The 21,268-nt window shown below is 46.2% G+C and carries 19 protein-coding genes and 1 pseudogene; 11 read left to right on the top strand and 9 right to left on the bottom strand.

The window, feature by feature from the left end:
• The 9 genes and pseudogenes from Q0117_RS10225 to Q0117_RS10185 form a co-directional block, all read right to left on the bottom strand.
• Positions 1–472 (bottom strand): annotated as a pseudogene (locus Q0117_RS10225) (membrane protein insertase YidC); the annotation flags it as partial.
• Positions 472–810: a membrane protein insertion efficiency factor YidD gene (gene yidD / locus Q0117_RS10220; RefSeq protein ID WP_297926654.1), complete on the bottom strand. Its 339-nt coding sequence runs from the start codon at positions 808–810 to the stop codon at positions 472–474. The gene yidD and the pseudogene Q0117_RS10225, both read right to left, overlap by 1 nt.
• Positions 807–1,115 (bottom strand): ribonuclease P protein component, encoded by a 309-nt coding sequence (gene rnpA / locus Q0117_RS10215; protein WP_297926656.1) that lies wholly within the window; start codon positions 1,113–1,115, stop codon positions 807–809. Before rnpA ends, yidD begins: the two co-directional genes overlap by 4 nt.
• Positions 1,116–1,129: 14 nt before the next feature.
• Positions 1,130–1,264, bottom strand: a complete 135-nt coding sequence (rpmH, locus tag Q0117_RS10210; RefSeq protein ID WP_005873223.1) for a 50S ribosomal protein L34 — start codon at positions 1,262–1,264, stop codon at positions 1,130–1,132.
• A 75-nt stretch (positions 1,265–1,339) separates the two neighbouring features.
• The gene (locus Q0117_RS10205) at positions 1,340–1,693 is read right to left on the bottom strand and encodes a hypothetical protein (protein ID WP_297926650.1); all 354 of its coding nucleotides are present in this window, start codon (positions 1,691–1,693) and stop codon (positions 1,340–1,342) included.
• Positions 1,690–3,048: an efflux transporter outer membrane subunit gene (locus Q0117_RS10200; protein ID WP_005873225.1), complete on the bottom strand. Its 1,359-nt coding sequence runs from the start codon at positions 3,046–3,048 to the stop codon at positions 1,690–1,692. Before Q0117_RS10200 ends, Q0117_RS10205 begins: the two co-directional genes overlap by 4 nt.
• A 13-nt stretch (positions 3,049–3,061) precedes the next feature.
• Complete coding sequence (locus Q0117_RS10195) at positions 3,062–4,990, bottom strand: MacB family efflux pump subunit (protein WP_297926647.1); 1,929 nt, start codon at positions 4,988–4,990, stop codon at positions 3,062–3,064.
• Between the two features lie 21 nt (positions 4,991–5,011).
• Positions 5,012–6,196, bottom strand: a complete 1,185-nt coding sequence (locus tag Q0117_RS10190; protein ID WP_297926643.1) for an efflux RND transporter periplasmic adaptor subunit — start codon at positions 6,194–6,196, stop codon at positions 5,012–5,014.
• A 64-nt stretch (positions 6,197–6,260) separates the two neighbouring features.
• Positions 6,261–7,130, bottom strand: a complete 870-nt coding sequence (locus Q0117_RS10185; RefSeq protein WP_297926639.1) for an EamA family transporter — start codon at positions 7,128–7,130, stop codon at positions 6,261–6,263.
• 150 nt (positions 7,131–7,280) lie between these two features.
• Between Q0117_RS10185 and glmU the strand changes: the two genes are divergently transcribed.
• The 11 genes from glmU to Q0117_RS10130 all read left to right on the top strand — a co-directional run bounded on the left by glmU (position 7,281) and on the right by Q0117_RS10130 (position 21,258).
• Positions 7,281–8,582, top strand: a complete 1,302-nt coding sequence (gene glmU, locus Q0117_RS10180; protein WP_297926632.1) for a bifunctional UDP-N-acetylglucosamine diphosphorylase/glucosamine-1-phosphate N-acetyltransferase GlmU — start codon at positions 7,281–7,283, stop codon at positions 8,580–8,582.
• On the top strand, positions 8,575–9,756 hold the full coding sequence (gene coaBC, locus Q0117_RS10175) for a bifunctional phosphopantothenoylcysteine decarboxylase/phosphopantothenate--cysteine ligase CoaBC (RefSeq protein WP_297926627.1): 1,182 nt from the start codon (positions 8,575–8,577) through the stop codon (positions 9,754–9,756). Before glmU ends, coaBC begins: the two co-directional genes overlap by 8 nt.
• A gap of 3 nt (positions 9,757–9,759) precedes the next feature.
• Positions 9,760–10,437 (top strand): polyprenyl diphosphate synthase, encoded by a 678-nt coding sequence (gene uppS / locus Q0117_RS10170; RefSeq protein ID WP_177387938.1) that lies wholly within the window; start codon positions 9,760–9,762, stop codon positions 10,435–10,437.
• Positions 10,438–10,774: 337 nt separating this feature from the next.
• On the top strand, positions 10,775–11,200 hold the full coding sequence (locus tag Q0117_RS10165) for a hypothetical protein (RefSeq protein ID WP_297926585.1): 426 nt from the start codon (positions 10,775–10,777) through the stop codon (positions 11,198–11,200).
• Between the two features lie 65 nt (positions 11,201–11,265).
• Positions 11,266–12,021 (top strand): A24 family peptidase, encoded by a 756-nt coding sequence (locus Q0117_RS10160; protein ID WP_297926574.1) that lies wholly within the window; start codon positions 11,266–11,268, stop codon positions 12,019–12,021.
• Complete coding sequence (locus Q0117_RS10155) at positions 12,014–13,045, top strand: LptF/LptG family permease (protein WP_297916887.1); 1,032 nt, start codon at positions 12,014–12,016, stop codon at positions 13,043–13,045. The genes Q0117_RS10160 and Q0117_RS10155 overlap by 8 nt, the downstream gene beginning before the upstream one ends.
• Positions 13,046–13,652: 607 nt before the next feature.
• A complete protein-coding gene (gene truA / locus Q0117_RS10700) occupies positions 13,653–14,351 on the top strand; it encodes a tRNA pseudouridine(38-40) synthase TruA (protein WP_366807803.1) in 699 nt (232 codons plus the stop codon).
• Positions 14,352–14,584: 233 nt separating this feature from the next.
• Positions 14,585–15,526, top strand: coding sequence for a TAXI family TRAP transporter solute-binding subunit (locus Q0117_RS10145; protein WP_291937906.1), 942 nt, complete (start codon positions 14,585–14,587; stop codon positions 15,524–15,526).
• Positions 15,527–15,534: 8 nt separating this feature from the next.
• Positions 15,535–17,616 (top strand): TRAP transporter permease, encoded by a 2,082-nt coding sequence (locus tag Q0117_RS10140; RefSeq protein WP_297926556.1) that lies wholly within the window; start codon positions 15,535–15,537, stop codon positions 17,614–17,616.
• A 628-nt stretch (positions 17,617–18,244) separates the two neighbouring features.
• Entirely contained in the window at positions 18,245–20,368 is a 2,124-nt protein-coding gene (locus tag Q0117_RS10135) for a TonB-dependent receptor (protein ID WP_297926555.1), read from the top strand.
• Positions 20,362–21,258, top strand: coding sequence for an alpha/beta hydrolase-fold protein (locus tag Q0117_RS10130; protein WP_297926550.1), 897 nt, complete (start codon positions 20,362–20,364; stop codon positions 21,256–21,258). Before Q0117_RS10135 ends, Q0117_RS10130 begins: the two co-directional genes overlap by 7 nt.
• Positions 21,259–21,268: the final 10 nt, after the last annotated feature.

Genomic DNA, 21,268 nt, shown 5'->3' with positions numbered 1-21,268 from the left:
CATTTCGTACGTCCAGCTCGCTAGATGAAGCGCTGTAAGGAGTATCGAAAGCCATTGTATTCAACGCCGCGTCCTCGAAGCGCATCTCAAGCGGTTTAGAATGTGATTTAGGATCAATTAAATTTATCGCATCGCCGTTTTCATCACGGAATTTAGCATCGTTTAGCACATACGAGCTTATGCGACCGAGCCCGTCGATCGTGAAATTTGCTTCTTTGCCAACCACGCGCACTAACGGTGCGGAGATGGAATTTGAGGTATTTAAATTCGCTCCTTGCGCGCTCACGCCAGCGGCGGTAGTTTGCGGAGCGGACTTGGCGGCATTTTTTTGCGCGATTTGCGCTGCGGTTGCGTTTGCCTCCATAGCGGCGCGAATTTTTGATAAATAAAAATGATCGTAAGCTACGAAAAATATGAGCGCAGTTGCTATTGCGATAGCAAGGCGCTTTGATTGAGGAAGTTTATCTAGCACTATTTTTCTCCTAGTCGTATGACGTAATATCTATTTTTTTTATATGGTATGAACCAAAGCTTAAATTTATCCGCAGAGGCATTGCTGCTGCGGATTTTAGAAAATACGCAAAATTTGAAATTTCGCGCGATTATCGGATAATCTATGCCACCGCTAAAGAGCGGATTGCATCTTAAAATTCTAGCCGTTACAGCGCAGAGCGCGCCAAGGACGCCGTTAAACTTAAACTCATAAAGCGCGTATTCCGAACAGCTCGGATAATAACGGCAACAGCGCGGTAGCAAAGGCGAAATAAATTTTCGATAAAACCCGATCGCGACTATAAAAAATCTCTTCATTTTACTGCGACGATCTTTTTAAACGCCCATTTTAAATTTCGCTCAATGTCTTCAAAACTCATATCTATGATCTGCTTTTTTGCGATTAATATAAAAATTCCGCTAACAATGGCGTCTTTTTGATTATAAAACGCGGCGCGCAAACGTCTTTTGGCGCGGTTTCGCGTGACCGAATTGCCTATTTTTTTGCTGGCGACCGCGCTAAATTTACGCTCTTCGCTAGCTAAAAAATACACAACAGCGCATTCGCAATGCCACTTCGCCGCACTTTTATAAACCTCCGAAAAAACCCTGCTATCGCTTATCGCAGTAAATTCGCCTACGCAGCCAATCTTCTTCTGCCTTTAGCGCGTCTTGCGCTTAAAACTCTGCGGCCGTTTTTTGTTTTCATGCGGACGCGAAAGCCGTGAGTGCGCTTTTTAGGGGTATTGTGAGGTTGGTACGTTCTTTTCATAACTGTTCCTTAAAGAAAATGTAAAGCGGAGATTTTATAGAAACTTTACTTAAAAACCGATAAACAAAAGCAGCCCTAGCGCCGATAAGCGTCGCCTTGCAGCTTTTTACGGCGCAGTTTTAAGTCTTGCTCATTTTTATTGTTTCGCTCCTTGATGTCTTGCATCGGCTGCTTTTTCATCGAAAAATCATCGTGGTCGCCTACGCCTTTTGATTCACGTTGCAAATTATTTTGCAGGCTTTGCCTATCTAATTCATTTTTTTGACGATTTAGCAGAATTTCACTATGGTTTTTCTCAAATTCTGATTGTTTATCGTTCGCAACGTAAGCGCTGGCACCAAAGCTTACTGAGTCATCTTGCGCGCTTAGTGCCGTGGAATCAGCAAATATTGCGCCGCAAAGCAACCAAAATATCAAAACCTTTTTCATTTGCGTTTAAATTTGCCTGCCATCGCGCGATAGATCGCCGCCTCATTTTGTAGCGTCAAATATCTTTGATTTAGCTCGTTTATCTTGGCATTTACGGCGTCGGTGCGGGCTTCTAGCATATCCTTCAGCTCACTTGAGCCAGCTTCGTATTTCGCAGCGTAAAGATCGGCAATACGCGCCTTTTCGTCATAAGCGGCACTTAAATTTTTAAGGCTAGCCAGATTGATCTGATAAATTCTATATAAATTTAGCACCTCATTCGTAGCGTTAGAGAGCGTCTGTTCGTAATTTACGACGTTTTTGCGAAAAGCGATCTCTGAAATTTTAAGGCGGTTTTCAACCCTCGCATAATCCAAAAACGGCAGACTTATGCTTACGTTGCCACTTAAAAAATTTAGCTTGAAGCTATCGTTAGCGCTCACGCCTTGCCCATTAGTAAGCCCTGCGCCCAAATTCACGCTAGGAAAGAAATTTAACTTAGCGGTCTGTTCGTCGTAAAAGCTGGAATTTAGCCTAGCGATCGCAGCTCTAATGTCGGGGCGGTTAGCAAGCGCTGTGTAAGGTACATTTAGATCAACGCCTTGGAATTCTATGGAATTTATCGAATCTGTGTTATCATCAAATTGCAAGCTGGAGGAGATGAGATTTCTCATATATTTATGATTATCCTCAATATTTTTTTGAATGCTTAATACCTTGTTTTCAAGCCCTAGAATAGAATTTTGAATCTGCCTGTAATCAAGCTGTTCGGACTTGCCGTAATCATATTTTGCCTTGATTATCTTTTCGATCTCTCGGTAATCGCTTAAATTCTGTTTTGTCCATTTTAGGGAATCGTTTAAATAAAGCATTTCGAAGTAGCCGCTTACGACAGAATTTATAAGAGTCAGGCGAGTATTTTCAAGGTCAAACTCGCTGGCTTTAGCGTTCCAGCCCTCGGCATTTACCGCCGAGCGGATCTTGCCGAAAAGATCAAGCTCATAGCTTACGTTAAAACCAGAGCTATAGGTTTTGTTCCAATTCGAGCCGGTGCTTATGTCGCGATTAGCGCCCGCACTCCACGAGCTGCTTAGCGTAGGAAAAAGATCAGCCCTGCTTAGCCCTAAATTTGCATAAGCACTCTCAACGTTTAAAGCCGCTGTTTTTAGATCGTAGTTATTCGCAAGGGCTTGATCTACAAGCTTATTTAGGTACGATTCGCCATATTTTTTATACCACAGCGTATCGATTTCATAGCTTGCATTTTCGTCCTTGAAATGCTCTACAGGTTTAAATTCGACCTCACTTTGATTTGAGGCACAACCGCCGATAAAAACAGCTAAAACGCCGCTTAAAATTACTTTGGAATTTATCATTTTCTCTCCTTGTTTATTCTTGTGCTAAAGCATCTATCGGATTTAATCTGCTGGCGTTTCTTGCCGGCAGATAGCCGAAAACTATACCGATCGCAGACGACGCCACAAATGCGATCACGAAAGGCGCGGTAGTAAATTTCATCGCAAAATCCGGGCTTATGGTATTAAATGCAAATCCAAGCGCCAAAGCGATTAAAATTCCTAAAGCTCCACCGATCGAGCAAAGCAAGATCGCCTCTATCAAAAACTGCTGCAAAATGTTGGATTGCTTCGCGCCGATCGCCATTCTGATACCGATCTCGCGCGTGCGCTCGGTGACGCTTACGAGCATTATATTCATCACGCCGATACCGCCCACGACGAGCGAGATCACCGCGATCGAGGAGATCAGAATCGTCATCGTGCCGGTAGTGCTTTGTATTGTTTGTTTGATAGTATCTGCGTTCATCGTATGAAAATCCCGCGAACCGTGTCTTTGGATAAGTAGCTGTGTTAGGCTCTCTTCGGCCACTTGAGTATTGACATCGTCTTTTATTTTGATGGTGATAGAGCTGATTTTTCGATTGCCCGTGATTTTATTCATCACGGTTGAGTACGGCGCATAAATTCTTAAATTTTCGTTACTTCCGAAGGCATTCTTATCCTTACCTGAAACCCCTATGATCTTAAGCGGCTTACCCGAAAATAAAATCGTCTTGCCGATCGGATCTGAATTTTTAAAAAATGTTTTTTTAGTGTTTGGATCGATAATCGCGACGGAGGCAGAATTTTTAATATCATCGTCGCTAAAATTTCTACCATCTTCTATATCTATGCCATTAACCGCCAAAGAATTCACGCCGCCGCCGCGCAGTTGAGCCTTGGAGCTTAAATTAGCATATGTTGCCGTACCGCTTGCAGAAGCATTTGGTGTGGCATAATCGACGTAGGGCTGGCGCGCCAAAACCTTCGAATCGCTTATCGTAAGGGTGCTCACGAAGCCCGCACGCACGTCGCCGAAATTTTTACCGGGAAAGATATCGATCGTATTGGTGCCAATTTTACGGATCTCAGATAAAATTTTCTCCTCCGAACCCTTACCGAGAGCTACTACGCAGATAACAGATGCAATGCCGATGATGATGCCTAACATCGTCAAAATCGATCTTAGTTTATGCGAAAATATCGCGCTAATCGACATTTTAAAGCTTTCAATGAGCTGGTCTTTACAAAATATAAAGGAATTTTTCGTTTTGATATGCTCTTTTTTGCGCTCAAAAATCCGCTCAGCTTTTCTTTTATCGCTTAAAATTCTGCCGTCTTTGATCTCGATGATGCGATCCGCAAATTCCGCAATATGCGCATCATGCGTAACTATGATGATGGTATGGCCCTCTTTGTGCAGCGCCGTTAAAATTTGCATCACCGTCTCGCCGCTTTTGCTATCAAGCGCGCCAGTAGGTTCGTCTGCCAAAATCACTTCGCCGCCGTTTATCAGAGCGCGAGCGATACTTACGCGCTGCTGCTGCCCGCCGCTAAGCTTGCTCGGTAAATTTTTGGTGCGATCGCCAAGCTCCAGCTTATTTAAAAGCTCTACCGCTCGTTTCGTCCGTTCGCTTGCCCCTACGCCCGCATACACCGCAGGCAGCGAGACATTTGCGGTCGCGTCCATCGTAGCAATGAGATTGTATTTTTGAAAGACAAAGCCAAATTTTTTACTTCTAAGTGCCGCGAGCTCGTCGCCGCTTAAATTCGCAGTCTCGCGACCTTCGATCTTGTAGCTTCCGCTGCTTGGCGTATCGATGCAGCCGATTATATTCATCAGCGTCGATTTTCCACTTCCGGATTGCCCTATTATCGATATAAACTCGCCCGCTTCGATATTCAAGCTTACGTCCTTTAGTACGTGGATTTCGTTATCGCCGAGAATGAATTTTTTGTTTATATCTTTAAGCTCTAGCATCTTCACACCACAAAATTTTAACTAAAACACCATCGGAGGCCCGTCCATATTTAACGGCGCGGCTTTTCCGTCAGCGATAAGCACCTCATCTTTTTCATCCAAACCGCTTAAAATTTCAGTATTCAAATCGTCGCTGACGCCCGTTTTTACGTATCGTTGCTCAGGCTCTTTGCCGTTAAGCACCGTGACGTAATCGCCTCCCCCGTCTCGCTTGATAACGGAGGTAGGTAGGTAGCTCGTATTGTTCGCTTCGCTTACGATTATGTTGTTTTCGGTCGTCATTCCGATCTTTAAAAAATCGTTTTCGTTATCCACGAGCATCTTTGCATAAAAATAGATCGCGCTGTCGCTGCTGCTCGAAGAATAGGACGAACCGCTAGAGGTTTTATCGTAAGTCCCGTCGCTAAGCGTGGTAAGACCGGGGTCGATCTTGTAAATTTTAGCCTTTTTGATATTATCCAGATCCGATAGTATGGAGTATTCTACGTCCATTCCGACCTTTACTTTGGATATATCGCCCTCTGCGATTTGCATCTTGATCTCCATCTTGCTTAGATCGGCGATCTTTACGATCGTAGGCGTGGTTTGGTTGGAATTTACCGTTTTGCCCTCCTCTACCGGCATGGAAACGATCGTGCCGCTTATCGGAGCCGTGATCTTGGTGTAGCCAAAATTTGTCTCCGCAGTGCTTAGCTGAAGTTTGGTCTGCTCGATCTGCGCCTCGATCTGCTTCTGCTCGGCTTCCTTTAAAGCGGCGCTATTTTTAGCATTTTCCACCGCCTCTTTGGAAGCGGCGTTTCTTTTATACAACTCAAGCTCGCGGTTATACTGCGTTTTGGCGTTTGCCGCGGCGATCTTTGCAGAAGCCAAATTGGCTTCGTGGATCAGAAGCTGCGCCTTTTGCTGCGCGATCTCGTTTTCTTGCGTGACGGAATCGATCTGTGCGATCATATCGCCTTTTTTTACGATATCGCCCACTTTGACGTAGAGCTTTTTGATCTGACCGCTTACCTGCGCGCCCACATCGACCAAATCCCTGGCGTAAACCTCTCCCGCAGCCGTCACCGTGCCTCTTATATCGCCCTTTTCAAGCCTTGTGGTGAGGGCTTTCGGTGCCTCTTCTTGCTTAAAAAATTTACCGTATAAAAAATATATCGCAATAAAAATAAGTACGATAGAGCCGATAAATTTCAAGGTTTTTTTCATTTTGCCAACTTCAAATAAAATAACGGCTAATTCTAATGTAAAAATATAAAATTTTAGTTAAATACTAAATTCTTTGCTCGCGCACGGCGTAAAATTTCATGATCTTTTTATGCAAAATTAGCGAAACATAAATCAACGCCGAGCCTGCAAGTAAGCGCGCCAGATCGGCATCTTTTTGCCAAAATACTAAATTTACGACGATTGCTGCGGGGATGAGCGCGTTATTCATAATCGCAAGCACGCCGCTATCGACTTCGCACGCGCCTTTGTTCCACAAAAAATACCCAAGAGCGCTAGCTACTGTGCCCAGATACACGATCACCGCGCCTTGCGAGAAGCTAGGATTAAATTTAGAAAAATCCCCGAGCACGATCGCGGCAATCGCCGTAACCGCGGTAGCCCCCACGAAAAAGTAGCCGAAAAGCTCCTTCTGCTCGCTAAAGCCGTGGCGCTCCAGCATAAATTTATACGCGCTCTGTCCGAGCCCGAAGCATAAATTTGCGCCCTGCACGAGCAAAAAGCCCGTCAAAAACTCGGAATTTATCGCGCCGAATTTGATCACCAAAGCACCTAGCACCGCGACTGCGACGCTAAAAAGATATAACGCGCGAAATCTAAGCTTAAGCGCGTCGTAAAGCAGCGTCACGTAAAACGGAGTAAATATCGTAAAAAGCGCGACTTCATAGACCTTCAAATACGCAAAGCTGCGGTAGTAGAAGATATACATCACGCCGATCTGCACGGCGCCCACGGCGCAAATTTTAAGCGCCAGAGCGGGATTTACGCCGCGAAATTTCATAAACGGCAAAAAACAAATTAGCGCCAACGATACGCGCGAAAATGCCAAATACGCGCTGTCTATGCCGCGCAAAAACTCGCCTATCAGAGAGAAACTAAAAGCCCAAATACAAGTAACCAAAATCAGTTTTTTCAAAACGTCCGCCTAAGCTTTAAAATTTAGGCGGAATTTTATAAAATTTTAGTTGAATTTGGGATTTAAATTTCGCCCGCGCGGCATAAATTTAGGTTTTTATTTATTTTAAATGTGTTAAAATTATCCGATTTTTGAAATTTAAGGGTAAAAATGAACGACGTTTCGGTTATAGTTCTTGCCGCAGGACTCGGCACTCGGATGAAGTCGCAAAAAGCTAAGGTTCTTTTCGAGCTTTGCGGCGAGCCGATGATAATCCACATCCTAAAGAAAGCTTACGAAATTTCAAACGACGTGAGCGTGATTTTACACTATCAATTCGACGAGGTTAAAAGCGCGGTTCTAGCGCACTTTCCAAACGCTAAAATCTACAAACAAGACCACGAGCATTTCCCCGGCACTGCAGGCGGACTAAAAGAGGTCGAAATCAGCGGAGCCAAAACGCTCATAATCTGCGGCGATATGCCTTTGGTAAAAAGCGCCGAGCTTCGCAAACTCTGCGAGGGGGACGCGGAGGTAAATCTAAGCGTTTTTAGCGCGCGCGATCCATTCGGATACGGCCGCGTAATCACCAGAGGCGGCGAAATTTTAAAGATCGTCGAGCAAAAGGACGCAAGCGAGGAAGAAAAGGCGGTAAAAGACGCAAACGCAGGCTGCTACTGCTTCAAAAGCGACGCGCTAAAACAGATCCTACCGCAGATCAAACCCGATAACGCGCAAAAAGAATACTACCTCACGGATGCAATCAAAATCGCCAAAGATATGGGCTTAAAATGCGCCGCCGTGTGGGTAGACGAGCAAAGCTTCATGGGGATAAACGATAAGCTCGCCCTCAGCATTGCCGAAAATTTAATGCAAAACGAGATCAAAGAAAATTTGATGAAGCAAGGCGTTTTGATGCGCCTACCGCAAAGCATCTACATCGACAGCAGGGCGAAATTTATCGGCGAATGCGAGCTGCAAGAAAACGTAAGCATCATAGGTCCTTGCGTGATCGAAAGCTCGCTCATCAAAAGCGGCTGCGTCATCGAAGATAGCATCGTAAAAAATTCCGACATCGGTCCGATGGCGCATCTGCGCCCAAAATGCGAAGTTACAGGCACTCATATTGGAAATTTTGTCGAGCTTAAAAACGCGAAAGTAAACAAGATCAAGGCGGGGCATTTAAGCTATCTTGGAGATTGCGAGATCGATGAGGGCAGTAATATCGGCTGCGGCACGATTACGTGCAACTACGACGGCAAGAAAAAATACAAAACGATAATCGGCAAAAACGTCTTTATCGGCTCGGACACGCAGCTAGTAGCGCCCGTGCGGATAGCCGACGACGTCATAATCGCCGCGGGCACGACGGTTACAAGCGACGTCCCAAGCGGCGCGCTGGCGATCAGCCGAAGCAAACAAATCAACAAAGATGGGTTTTTCCATAAATTTTTTAGGAGCGAAGATGAGTAAGAAAAAGGTTTTACTGGCGGTTTGCGGGAGTATCAGTTTTTACAAAGCGTTTGAAATTTTATCCGCTCTGAAAAAGTCGAATTTCGACGTCTATGTCGCGCTTAGCGACGGCGTGCAGGAGTTTGTCAGTTACAAGGCATTCGAGGCACTGTGCGATCACCCAGTACTTTGCAAAGCTAACGAAAACTGGCAGGCGGGTATCAACCACATCACTTATTCCAAGGTGGATTTAGTTTTGATCGCGCCTGCGACGGCAAATACGATAAACAAGCTCGCGTGGGGCGTCTGCGACAACGTATTTTTAGAGGTGCTAAACGCGGCTTTCGCTCACGCCAAGGTAGTTATCGCGCCTGCCGCAAATCCCGCGCTACTTGAAAACAATATCACAAAAAACTGCATCGATATGCTAAAAGCAAGCGTCAATGCGTATTTTGTGGATCCGATAGAAAAAACCCTAGCTTGCGGCGACACCGGCAAGGGCGGGCTAGCGAGCACCGAGGCGATAATGCAGACGCTAAAGCGCGCGCTTTACAACGATAAATTTTGGGAGGATAAAACCGTCATCATCACCGGAGGCGCCACGATCGAAAAGATCGACAGCGTGCGCGGCATTACGAATTTCTCCAGCGGCAAAACCTCCAAAGCGATTGCCGATGCGCTGTTTTACCTAGGCGCGGACGTGACGCTGATTTCTAGCAACGAATATGAAAATTTACCGTACAAGCTCGTTAAATTTGAAAGCACTATCGGGCTAAAATCGGCGCTTGACAGCACAAAATTCCCAGACGGCGCGTATTTGATAATGGCTGCCGCGGTAAGCGATTACTCGCCGAAGGTGCGCTACAAAGATAAGGTGAAAAAAGCGGAGATCGGCGAAATTTGGAATTTACGCCTGGGCGAAAACGAGGATATCTTAAGCTCCGTGCGCGGAAATATCAAAAAAGTAGGCTTTAAACTCGAAACCGACCGCGAAAACGCCGTCGGCGAGGCTAAACGCATGCTAAACGAAAAGCATCTCGACGCCGTATGCCTAAACGTACTGGACGACATCATCAAGCTCGGCGGCGACGTCCTTAAGGTCACCTTCATCACGAAAAACGATCAGGTCGTGATCGACACCGCGCCGAAGGACGAAGTCGCCCTAAAAATCGCGGCTGAGCTGAAAAAAATCTGATCCGTGAATAGCCTAAATCATCTAGCCCTCGTGATGGACGGCAACGGGCGCTGGGCGAAAAAGCGCGGTTTGCTGCGCACCGGCGGGCACGAAGCGGGCGCGGAGGTCGTGGAGCAGATCTGCGAGTTTTGCATCGACGAAGGCATCGCAAACCTCACGCTCTACGCCTTTAGCACCGAAAATTGGAAACGTCCGAAAAGCGAAGTGGAATTTTTGATGAAGTTGCTTCAAAAATTCCTAATCTCGCGCCGCGAAAAATTTATCCAAAATGGGATAAAATTCTATCCGATCGGCGATATATCGGCTTTTGAGGGCGATCTGCGAAGCGAGATAGAATATCTTTCAAATTTAACCCAAAACGGACGAGCGCTAAATTTTAACCTAGCGATCAACTACGGCTCGCGAGACGAGATCGTGCGAGCATGCGAGAGGCTGCTTGCAAGTGGCGAGCGACTAAGCGAAGCGGGCATCGGCGCGCATCTGGATACCGCGCACAGCGGCGACGTGGATCTGCTGGTGCGCACGGGCGGCGAGCAGCGGCTATCGAATTTCTTACTCTGGCAAGCAAGCTATGCCGAGCTTGCGTTTACGCCGACGCTGTGGCCCGATTTCACGCGCGAGGAGCTTGCGCGCATAGTGGATGATTTCCGCCGCAAACAACGCCGCTTCGGCGGTCTTTAAGCTGCGGCGCAGTCGCTCTAACGGTCGCTTTAAATTTTAAAATTTTAATTTGCAGAACCGCCCTGCGACGCAGTAAATTTTAAAATTTAATCAGCTGGCGCTCGCGATACCTTGAAATTTTAAAATTTCAGGATTTTAATTTGCAGCGCTGTAAAATTTAAAATTTTAACTACGTAGGCGCGCGGTGCCGCGAAATTTAAAAATTTTAGAATTTTAAAATTTCGCCCGCTTAAATTTAAAGCTCTAGCGCGAGCTGAGTTGCGCGACGCGGTAAATTTAACGCAGCAGGATTTTAAAAATCACGCCGCGCGTTCATGCAAAGACCGAAAGGAAGGCTATGAGCTACTACATACAATGCGGTTGCGGCAAAAAACTTACCAAAAAGCCGATGAAAACTCTAAGATGCCCAAGATGCGGCAGCGTGTATAAAAAACCAAAGAAATTTATATTGGCGGTCTACATTTGCCTGCTCCTGTTTTTCGTGCTAGCGTTTGCCTTCATCCCCGATAAAATGGGAATTTTAGCATCTGCAGGCAGCGGGATAGGCGCATATATTATGTTTTTATGGATCGTAGATACTTTGAACTTCGATCTTTTAGACGCCGTGATACTGGTGGCTGGATTTTTGATTTTCGGCGGATTATATGGGGCATGGGGCGAACCGCTAATCGCGGGGCTAATAGCTATTTTATTTTGCGTAGGCGCGGCGGCGATTTTCGTAAAATTTTTCCCCTATGAGAAGCAAAAAATCAATGAAAACTAAGAAATTTCTCGCTACCATAGAGCGTTTGATTAAATTTTAAAAAGTTAAAGCTCCAAAGGAAAAAGATGGATTTAAATATCGTTTACGGCGTGATTTTTGCGGTATTCGGCACCTGCGTAGGCTCGTTTTGCAACGTCCTGATCTACCGCTTGCCGCGCGGACAGAGCGTAAATTTCCCCGCTTCGCACTGCCCCAAATGCTCTCACGCTTTAAAATTTTACCACAACATTCCGCTGCTTTCGTGGCTCTTTTTGGGCGGCAAATGCGCCTTTTGTAAAACCAAAATTTCGATCCGCTACCCGATCGTCGAGCTTTTAGGCGGCGCGCTTGCGCTTGCGGCGTATTTCGGCGAGCCCGATCTTGCAAAAGCCGCAGTGCTCGGGCTTTGCTTTATCTTGCTTATGGCGCTTTCGGCGATCGATTTTGAATATAAAGCCGTACCGGAAAGCCTTCTTTACGTAGTTACGGCGCTTTCGCTTGCTTATACGCTGATGTATGATTTTAATCTTAGCGGCGTAGGAGCGGCGGCGGGATACGCGGCGATATTTTTCGTGTTGCGCCTCATCGTCACCTTCGTGCTAAAGCGCGAAGCGATGGGAAGCGCGGATATTTTTATCGCAGGCGTCATGGGAGCGATTTTGGGCTGGAAGCTGGGCGGCATCTCGATCTACATCGGCGCGATTTTGACACTGCCTGCGTATCTCATCGCAAACAAAAAAGGCTACGAGCTGCCGTTCGTGCCGTTTTTATCGATGGGGCTGCTTCTTACCTTTATCTTCAAAGATCAAATTTTAAGGCTCTTGGACGTCATTTATGGATAGGGTGCAGCGATATTTATTTAGCAATTTCGTCGGTTCCTTCGCGTCGCTTTTCAGCACGCTTTTTATCATAATGTCGATCGTCTTTTTCCTTCAGATCGCGCGCATTACGTCGTTTATCGAGATAAATTTTTCAGAGCTAGTCAAGCTCTATCTTTTCATGCTGCCGCGCATCCTCATATTTACGGTGCCGATCGCGTTTTTCGTAGCGCTTAGTATCTCGCTTTTTAGGCTATCTAAAGAGAACGAAACCATCGTCATATTTACGATCGGCTACGCCACGCGCAAGATCGCGCTATTTTTTGGCATAAGCGCCGCGCTGTGTTCCTTGGCGCTACTTTTCGTATCGCTTTTTATGATGCCGATAGCCGAAAATTTAAAGGACAATTTCATCGATTACAAAAAGATCAGCGCGACGCTAAATATCAAATCCAACGAATTCGGGCAGAAATTTTCTGACTGGCTCGTTTTTATCGATTCGCAGGAAAACAACGGCACAAGCACGCTGTATAAGGATCTGGTGCTGTATAATCCGGGCAACTCGCAAGATCACGAGCGGATGATCGTAGCGCGCAGCGGCGAGTTTAAAAACGAAAACGCAAGCTTTTCCGCGATGCTGCACGACGGCAAAATTTACACGATGGGCGGCGAGCAGTGGCACGTAAGCGAGTTTGAAAGCCTAACCCTACGCACGCAAAGCGACCGCAATATCCGCGGCGGAGGCGGCGTGATCGGATACTGGAGCGATATGAGCGGCAGCGAGAAGCGTAGGAAGGAATTTAGCATCTACACCCTAGTCTCGCTCTTTCCGCTGGCAAGCTTCCTGTTTGCGCTAAGCCTCGGCATCGTGACCTATCGCTACGAAAAGGGCTTCGTTTACGCGGGGATCTTCGGCGTGCTTTTTAGCTACTTCGCGATGATCATGCTGCTCTCCAAATACCCAAGCATCGCGCTTCCGGTGACATTCGGCGTTACGCTTATCGGCTCGCTGCTATACTACAGGATCAAAATTGCCCCGAGATACTGAAAAAGACTCCGAGCTTTGCGACGGCGAAATTTTAAACGAAAGCTCGTCCGCTCGAAATTTAGCGGATAAAATTTCGGCGAGCGAGCCTAGCGCGTCTAAAATTTTGCGTGGCGTAAATTTAAAGCATGAAGCGCAAAACGGCGAGCAGGTTTTGATATTAAACGACGGGTTTTCAAATTTTAAAAATTCCGCCATCGCGAGCTCGGCGAGCGATATGGCTACCCATGCTGCGCCCGATTGCGGTTTGAATCACGAAAGCGTCAGGCGGAATTCGGACGCCGTTTGTGCCAAAGAGGTCGCGCGCGCGGCAAATTTAAATTCCGCCCGCAAAAATTCCGCCGATTCCGCCGCTTCCGATATTTGCGCGGCAGGCATAGAAAAAATTTACACAATTCATCCCGCAGACGCCCGCAAAGCAGATGCCGCCTACAAAGCGGGCATTTCCGCAAACACCCTCGCAAGCGCGTCCGAACTAAAAAATATTCTTGAAAGCTCGCCCGCAAGCGACTTTGTAGCGAGCGAGCTTACACACATAGGCAAAATAAGCGCCACGCCAAATACCCCCACAGATGCGTGCGCATATGCCGCGAGCGCGAACTCCGAGCGCATGAAGCTCAAGCTCGTCTATTCCTACGACGGCTCGAAATTTAGCGGCTCGCAGTCTCAGCCTCACGGGCGCGGCGTCGAGGACGTGCTACGCGCGGCTTTGGGGCGCGTGGGGATCTTTGCGCCGCTCATCAGCAGCTCGCGCACCGATAAAGGAGTGCACGCGCTGCGGCAGGTAAGCTGCGTCGAATGCGCCGTGCACTGGGAGCTGTCGCGCCTAAAAGAGCTCATAAACCGCCACTGCGCGCCCTATATTTTTGTGCAACACATCAGCCAGGTACCGCGCGATTTTCATCCGCGTTACGATGCCGTAGCGCGCTGCTATCGCTACGTTTTAAACCACGGACGTCCAAGCCCCTTTCTTAGCGATTTTTGCGTGTTTTATCCGCGCGTGGATCTTGCCGCGCTCAATGCTGCGCTTGCAAATTTCGTCGGCGAGCACGATTTTAGCGAGTTTATGAAAAGCGGCAGCGACATAAAAAGCCCTGTGCGCGAGCTCTACGTCGCGCGCGCCTACTCTTTTAGAAATTTGACTTTGATAAATTTTAAAGCCAACGGATTTTTGCGAGCGCAGGTGCGGCTGATGGTCGCAAACGCGCTAAAATCCGTGCAGAGTGGGCGCAAGATCAGCTTCTCTCGAGCTCTTAGCAGAATCCCCTTTCCGCCGAACGGGTTGTATCTTAGCGGCGTGAGTTATTAAGACTTGAAATTTATAGCGTTAAATTTTATCCACGAGCGTTTGGATTTCAAGCTTAGAATTTTATCGCGGTAAAATTCTGCATATGAGAGTAGATCGCCACCCTACTTTGATATTAAATCACCTGCACCACGATGTGTAAAATAGTAAATTTGCGCGAAATTCGATCTGTTTTTATTAGAATTTTATAGAAATTTAGCAATACTTTCAAACTTTTAACTCAAAAAGGAGCAAAGATGAAAAAATTTTCTGTTGCTTTGGCCGGTTTGGCCTTACTAGCTAGCGTTTCAGGCGCTAAGGAGTTCATCAATATCGGCACCGGCGGTATGACCGGCACCTATTATCCGGTAGGCGGCGCGATTTGCCGCTTGGTAAATATGGATAAAAATATGAAATGCTCTGTGCAATCGACGGGCGGCTCGACATATAACGTCAATAACGTGCTTAAAAAAGAGCTAAATTTCGGCTTCGTTCAAAGCGATGTCGTCTATGATAAATACAACGGTACGGGCAAATTTCAAGGCGCGGCGGATAAAAATTTACGCTCCGTAATTTCGATTTATCCGGAGCTTTTGGCTTTCGTCGTCTCTAAGGAGAGCGGTATCAAAGCCTACGGCGACGCTGCGGGCAAAAAGATCAATATCGGAAACCCAGGCAGCGGCAACGAGTTAACCAGCACGATAGTTTTTGAAAACTACGACTTCGATCTTAAAAAGCTCGCCCAGCACGGTGTCTTAACCGCGCAAGAATGCCCTATGGCGCTAAAAGATAAGAAGATCGACGGATACTTCTACGTCGTAGGACATCCGACCGCAAATATCACTGATGCGGCGACTTCGCTTCCTATCGACTTAGTTAGCATCGACGATGAGCATATTAAAAAAATTCTAGAAAAATATCCATATTTTGCCAAAGGCGTGATACCTGCAAAAATGTATGACGGGGTAGATCACGATACGCAGACTATCGGCGTAAAGGCTGTACTCGTAACTGACGCTAGCCAAAGCGACGAAGCGGTTAGGGCGGTAGTTAAAGCTATACTTGATAATTTTGACGAGTATAAAAAGCTACATCCTGCGCTAAATTTGGTAAGCAAAGAATCTCTTTTAGAGGGGCTTAGTGCGCCGCTTCATCCTGCGGCAGAGGCGGTGTATAAAGAAGCCGGACTGCTGAAATAGGCTAGTTGATGGAGAAATCTACACAAAACGACGAGCAGGTTTTAGAGGTAAAAAGTAGAGAATTTACCTCTAAAAAGCTCTTCTGGCTCGTGACGCTGGTCTGCTTCGCGTGGTCGGTCTTTCAGCTTTATATCGCGTATTTTACGCTAAATACGAATATCGCGCGCTCGATCCACTTGGCGTTCGCTGTTTTTATAATTTTTTCGCTTTTTCCATTTCGCCCGCGCTCTAAGGCGCATTTTTATATCCCGTTTTACGATTATATTTTATTAATCGTCGGAGTCGCCGCAATCTTGTATCCTGCGATAGAATTTAACGGGCTAGCGCAGCGCCCGGGAAATTATCTAACCAGAGATATCGTAGCGGCCTTTATCGGAATTTTCATACTCTTTGAAGCAGGTCGCCGTATGATGGGACCAGCGCTTGGCATTATCGCTTTTACCTTTCTTCTGTATTGCTACTTCGGTCCTTATATGCCCGATATCATTGCGCACCGCGGCGCAAGCTTTGAACTGCTTGCAGGGCATATGTTTTTAACTACAGAGGGCGTATTTGGCGTACCAGTGGGGGTCAGCACCAGCTTCATCTATCTGTTCGTGCTATTCGGCGCGCTTTTGGAGCGAGCCGGAGCGGGGCAGTATTTTATAAACGTAGCGTTTGCGATTTTAGGTCGCTTCCGCGGAGGGCCTGCTAAGGCTAGCGTAATCGCCAGCGGACTAACCGGCATGGTAAGCGGCAGCTCGACCGCAAATGTCGTGACGGTGGGCACCTTTACGATCCCGCTAATGAAAAAAGCGGGGCTTACCGCCACTAAAGCGGGCGCTATCGAGGTCGCCGCAGGCGTAAACGGGCAGCTTATGCCGCCTATCATGGGCGCTGCGGCATTTATCATCGCGGAATTTTTAGGTATGAGCTACACCAACGTAATGATCGCGGCGGTGATCCCCGCTTTCGTCTGCTACGCGGGGTTATTTTTCATCGTGCATCTTGAAAGCTGCAAGCTAGGGCTTCGCGGCAGCCGCGATTACGCCAAGGTTTCAAAGCTAAAAATTATATTTAGCGGCATTCATTACATAATACCGATTTTGGTGCTTCTTTTTACTCTATTGATTCTGAAAAAAAGCGCGATCTCTGCGGCGTTTAACTCGATCTGCGTGCTATTTTTAATAATGATCGTACAAGAGCCCGCTAAAAAAACGATATTTGGCGAAAAGGTTGGCAAGTCCGATTTTATCGTCGGCTTTGTCGATATCTTTTGGGCTATGGTGGGTGCTGCTAAAAATATGGTCACGGTCGCCGTAGCTACCGCGCTAGCGGGCATCATCATCGGCTCGATCTCGCTTACCGGGCTGGGACAGGTTCTTTCAGAGCTCGTGGAGGCGGTCGCGGGAAATAGCATAGTTCTGATACTTCTGATGACTGCGATAATGAGCCTGATTTTAGGCATGGGACTTCCTACGACGGCGAATTATATCGTCGTTTCAAGCCTGATTGCGCCAGTGATTTTGATACTAGCGGGCAAAAACGGCTTTTTGATCCCTGCGATCGCAGTGCATCTTTTCGTATTTTATTTCGGAATTTTAGCCGATGATACCCCTCCGGTGGGCATCGCCGCATACGCTGCGGCGGGCATCGCAAAGGCAAATCCCGTAACTGTGGGACTTCAGGGCTTTGTGTATGATCTGCGCACGGCGGTGCTTCCGTTTGCGTTTTTCTTCAATAATAAGCTGCTTTTGATCCAAAGCATCGGCGATCCGATGGATTCAAAAAGCATCGTTTGGATCAGCGATCCACTGCAAATCGTGCTGATTTTTGCCACGGCGATCGTGGGTATGTTTGCCTTCAGCTCCTCGCTGCAGGGCTGGTTCGTAACAAAATGTAACCCGATAGAGCGCCTGCTATTGCTGCTCGTAACGCCGCTAATGCTGGTGCCTAATATCTGCGCGAAATTTATTGAGTTTATCCCGAGCGAATACGCAAGCTACGGCATCGGCGCTGCGATCTACGCGCTGATATTTGCAAAGCAGTGGGTTTTAAGACCTAAAGACTCAGATGGTATGCACGCCGAAAATAGCGCGCCTGCGGCGTAAAATCAAATTTGATCCCGCTAAATTTTAGATAAATTTGCGGGGTCTTATTAAATTTATCTTCTTGCTTTTTATTCTTGCACCAGGATTTTAAATTTGAATTGACTCTTTGTTCTAAATTTAAATCCGTCTATCTAAACTACTAAAAATTTTAAATTGCGCCGAAGTAATTATGCTGCTTAGTAGATGAATTTATTCATACGAAGGTACCGTGTTAAAACTATCGTGTACTAAATCCATGCTTGTCTATATGATTATCGCAAGCCACAGGATACGCGAAATCAATAGAGCAAAATCCGTTTTTGTCTTGCCGCTTGAAATGCCTTCGATGGGTTAAATATACACGTCCACAAAAGCGAGAATGATTCTTAAAGCAGATAAAATCAAAAACTGTGCAAAATTTCTCCAAAATAACTTGATGATTAAGGATTAGCGTCACAAAATTTTACTTATTTAGAGTGACTCCTTGATTATATGTTGTACTTTATTTAAAATAATTTTTATAAAAATATCGATGAAATGGGGAATTATTAGTTAAATTTAATTCTATAAAAATACTTTAATAATTAATATTAAATTTATCCGCTTTGAGTTATAATCCACGATTAAATTTCAAAATAGAGGAACAAAAATGCAAAAAGATATGTATTTTAAAAAGGCGAAATTTATCGCATTATCTATATGCGCGAGCGTTTCGATTTTATGCGGCGTCGAAGGCTCACACCTAAGCAGTGACGCAAATAGCACGAATCTTGGCGAGATCGTAGTAAGCGCGAGCGGCTTTCGCCAAGATATCAGGCAGGCGCCGGCCTCCATCTCCACCTTGGATAATAAAGAGATATCAAGCGGCAGCTTCACTTCGCTGCACGATATCGCGAATAAAATGCCGGGCGTCAGCGTTATCGCAGGCGACGACGGCCCGGCAAGCGGGATATCCATCAGAGGAATGGAAAGCTCTCAAACCCTTGTGCTTATCGACGGCAAACGCGTAAGTTCCGCGGCGGCGAACCCAAAAGGCGGAGCGGGCGATATGAACTCAAATTTTATCCCGCCCGCAGGAGCGATAGAGCGTATCGAGGTTATTAGAGGACCTATGAGCTCGCTTTACGGAAGCGATGCGGTAGGCGGTGTGATAAATATCATTACGAAAAAGAATTTTTCTAAATTTAGCGGAAGTGCTGCTATATCTACAACTATCCAAGATCACGAGGGTATCGGAGACGGCAAGATGGGCGAAGCTTACGTCAATATTCCCTTTGGGCAGTATGTGGCACTTCAGCTGTGGGGATATAAAAAGCTGCGCGACGAGGATGGCTATAAGGGAGGCTATCAGAAGAGTGATAAATCAGATTCTAACGCAAAACTTTGGCTAATGCCGGATGAAAATAATAAATTTTACTTTCAAACCGGAAGGCAAAATCACGATTATTCAAGGACTCTTGGTAAAACCGCCGTTTATCCCAACGCGCGTGGATTAAATCACTATAAATATAAAAGAGAAAATCACGGCGTAGGATATTTGGGTGAGTTTGAGAGCTTAAGTGCTGATATAAGTTATTTTTGGGATAAGACTCGCCGTACGAGCATTTTTGATAGCCTTTCTCCCGCAATCGTAAAAAATAGAAATTTTAATTCCAAATTTACGACTTATCTCGGTATAAATACGCTTACCTTCGGCTATGATTTTAGCAAACAGGATGTGCGAACGACTTTTATCGTTTCAAACGCGAGCAGGCAAAATTTACGCTCTCCGCAGCGATTTTCTATGAACGAGCATGCGGGATTTTTAGAGGACGAGATTGAAATTTTGGAAAATACGCTATTTTTAACGCTCGGCGGCAGGCTCACGCACAACGAATACTTCGGCAACCACTTTTCACCCAGAGCCTACGCGACGTTTAATATAGGCGATACCTGGACGATCAAAGGCGGCGTCGCAACCGGTTATAAAACTCCCGACGTCAATCAAATTTCGCCTGAAGTAGGCACGATTCAGGGCGGCTGGAGGATTATAGATTTCGGTAACAAGGATTTAAAGCCCGAGAAAAGCACGACCTACGAGATCGGGCTTTATTACGACAATGCAGACGATCTGCGCGGCAATATCACGCTATTTAAAAACGACTTCAAAGATAAAATTTTAGATACCGATGGCAGCAATATTAATAGGATTCCCGCTTACGGAGGCTGCGCCGGCGCGCCGAGCGTTAATTGCCCGGGTTGGGGAACGTATTTTAATATAGAAGGAGCCGAGGTTTACGGCGTTGAGCTGAATGGCGATTACGATATTACTAAAAAGCTAAATTTCAAGGCAAACTACACCTATAGCCACTCCGAGATCGAAACCGGGGATCCTACGATCTATACGCCAAACGGCGCCGTTAAATTTAGCCAAACCAATCTTAGTAGGCTGGATGGCAAATCCCTGACCGCTACTCCGAAGCATGCCGCACATGCGACGCTTAGCTATAGGCCTATCGCTCCGCTTTCTACCTTTATCGGTCTTAATTACGAAAGCGAGCTTACAAGCGTGCAATTCGGTCCGGGCAATAGGGTTAGCAAAAACGACAAAAAGCTTTTTACTACGGATTTGGGCGCACAATACGATTTAAACGATAATCTGAGCCTAAATTTAACCGCTTATAATATCTTTGATAACGTCCGATACGACGAGGGTCTCGCAGACGACGGCAATTACTATTGGTACCCCGAGGAGGGCAGGAGGTTTTGGTTTAAGGTAAACGCTAAATGGTAAGCCTAAAGAGCTTTCTTGCGGTATTTGACGCGCTATTTTTGGCGTGCTTATTCGCTTGCGATCTGGGGGCAAAACCGCCGCAAAAGATCGAGCGGATAAGCGAGACTGCACGCGAGATATTTAGCGTGAGCGATTTTATTCTAAAAAGCAAGAACGGCGAAAAATATAAAATTTTTATAGCTCGCCAAAAAAATGTCGCTCGCTACGATAGGGTAGTTTTTATGGTTGATGCGAACGCGCAGTTTCCGATACTTTTAAACTCCTATGCGAAAATTTATGCGAATGGCGCAAAGCAAAACGCAAAAGCGGTGCCGAAATTAAGCAAAACCGTCCTTATAGTAGGCATCGGATACGACAGCCCGCTAGCATATGATATTAAGCGTCGCACGAGAGATTTAACGCCCGCGGCGAGCGGCGAAGAATATGCAAACGGCGGCGGCGCGGCAGAATTTTACGATTTCGTAAAAGATGAACTATTTCCGCTCGTGGAGAAAAAATACTCTACGGCAAAAAGCGATAAAATTTACTTCGGACATTCTTTTGGCGGGCTATTCGGTATTTATGCTTTGCTGCGCGACGATGGGATTTTCGACGAGTTTTTTATCGCCTCACCTTCGTTATGGTGGGGCGAATCACAGCTGATCAGAGATGCCCTAGACGAGGGAAAGCTTAGATCAAATTTAAAAGCAAAATTCATAATACTCGTTGCCGGCTCGAGTGAAATGCGTAAAGGGAAAACCGATAAAGCGGGAATTTTAAAAGTAGCCGATCTAGCTGAAATTTTAAAAACAAAGGGGCTTTCTTGCGAGTTTAAGCTCTACGAAGGCGCTTCGCACGGCGAAGTAATCCCATTGGCTTTGCAAGATTTAGCGCTATTTACGCAAAGATAATCTTCTATTT

It is taken from the genome of uncultured Campylobacter sp. (assembly GCF_937997535.1).
Lineage (GTDB): Bacteria > Campylobacterota > Campylobacteria > Campylobacterales > Campylobacteraceae > Campylobacter_B.
The sequence above is the reverse complement of the archived record's forward strand: the minus strand, read 5'-3'. Positions and strand labels throughout refer to the sequence as shown.

What these genes read in the sequence shown, in the direction of transcription:
- yidD (WP_297926654.1), bottom strand. Translation starts at nt 810, where the DNA reads ATGAAGAGATTTTTTATAGTCGCGATCGGGTTTTATCGAAAATTTATT.
- rpmH (WP_005873223.1), bottom strand. Translation starts at nt 1,264, where the DNA reads ATGAAAAGAACGTACCAACCTCACAATACCCCTAAAAAGCGCACTCAC.
- Q0117_RS10205 (WP_297926650.1), bottom strand. Translation starts at nt 1,693, where the DNA reads ATGAAAAAGGTTTTGATATTTTGGTTGCTTTGCGGCGCAATATTTGCT.
- Q0117_RS10200 (WP_005873225.1), bottom strand. Translation starts at nt 3,048, where the DNA reads ATGATAAATTCCAAAGTAATTTTAAGCGGCGTTTTAGCTGTTTTTATC.
- Q0117_RS10195 (WP_297926647.1), bottom strand. Translation starts at nt 4,990, where the DNA reads ATGCTAGAGCTTAAAGATATAAACAAAAAATTCATTCTCGGCGATAAC.
- Q0117_RS10190 (WP_297926643.1), bottom strand. Translation starts at nt 6,196, where the DNA reads ATGAAAAAAACCTTGAAATTTATCGGCTCTATCGTACTTATTTTTATT.
- glmU (WP_297926632.1), top strand. Translation starts at nt 7,281, where the DNA reads ATGAACGACGTTTCGGTTATAGTTCTTGCCGCAGGACTCGGCACTCGG.
- coaBC (WP_297926627.1), top strand. Translation starts at nt 8,575, where the DNA reads ATGAGTAAGAAAAAGGTTTTACTGGCGGTTTGCGGGAGTATCAGTTTT.
- Q0117_RS10165 (WP_297926585.1), top strand. Translation starts at nt 10,775, where the DNA reads ATGAGCTACTACATACAATGCGGTTGCGGCAAAAAACTTACCAAAAAG.
- Q0117_RS10160 (WP_297926574.1), top strand. Translation starts at nt 11,266, where the DNA reads ATGGATTTAAATATCGTTTACGGCGTGATTTTTGCGGTATTCGGCACC.
- Q0117_RS10155 (WP_297916887.1), top strand. Translation starts at nt 12,014, where the DNA reads ATGGATAGGGTGCAGCGATATTTATTTAGCAATTTCGTCGGTTCCTTC.
- truA (WP_366807803.1), top strand. Translation starts at nt 13,653, where the DNA reads ATGAAGCTCAAGCTCGTCTATTCCTACGACGGCTCGAAATTTAGCGGC.
- Q0117_RS10145 (WP_291937906.1), top strand. Translation starts at nt 14,585, where the DNA reads ATGAAAAAATTTTCTGTTGCTTTGGCCGGTTTGGCCTTACTAGCTAGC.
- Q0117_RS10140 (WP_297926556.1), top strand. Translation starts at nt 15,535, where the DNA reads ATGGAGAAATCTACACAAAACGACGAGCAGGTTTTAGAGGTAAAAAGT.
- Q0117_RS10135 (WP_297926555.1), top strand. Translation starts at nt 18,245, where the DNA reads ATGCAAAAAGATATGTATTTTAAAAAGGCGAAATTTATCGCATTATCT.
- Q0117_RS10130 (WP_297926550.1), top strand. Translation starts at nt 20,362, where the DNA reads ATGGTAAGCCTAAAGAGCTTTCTTGCGGTATTTGACGCGCTATTTTTG.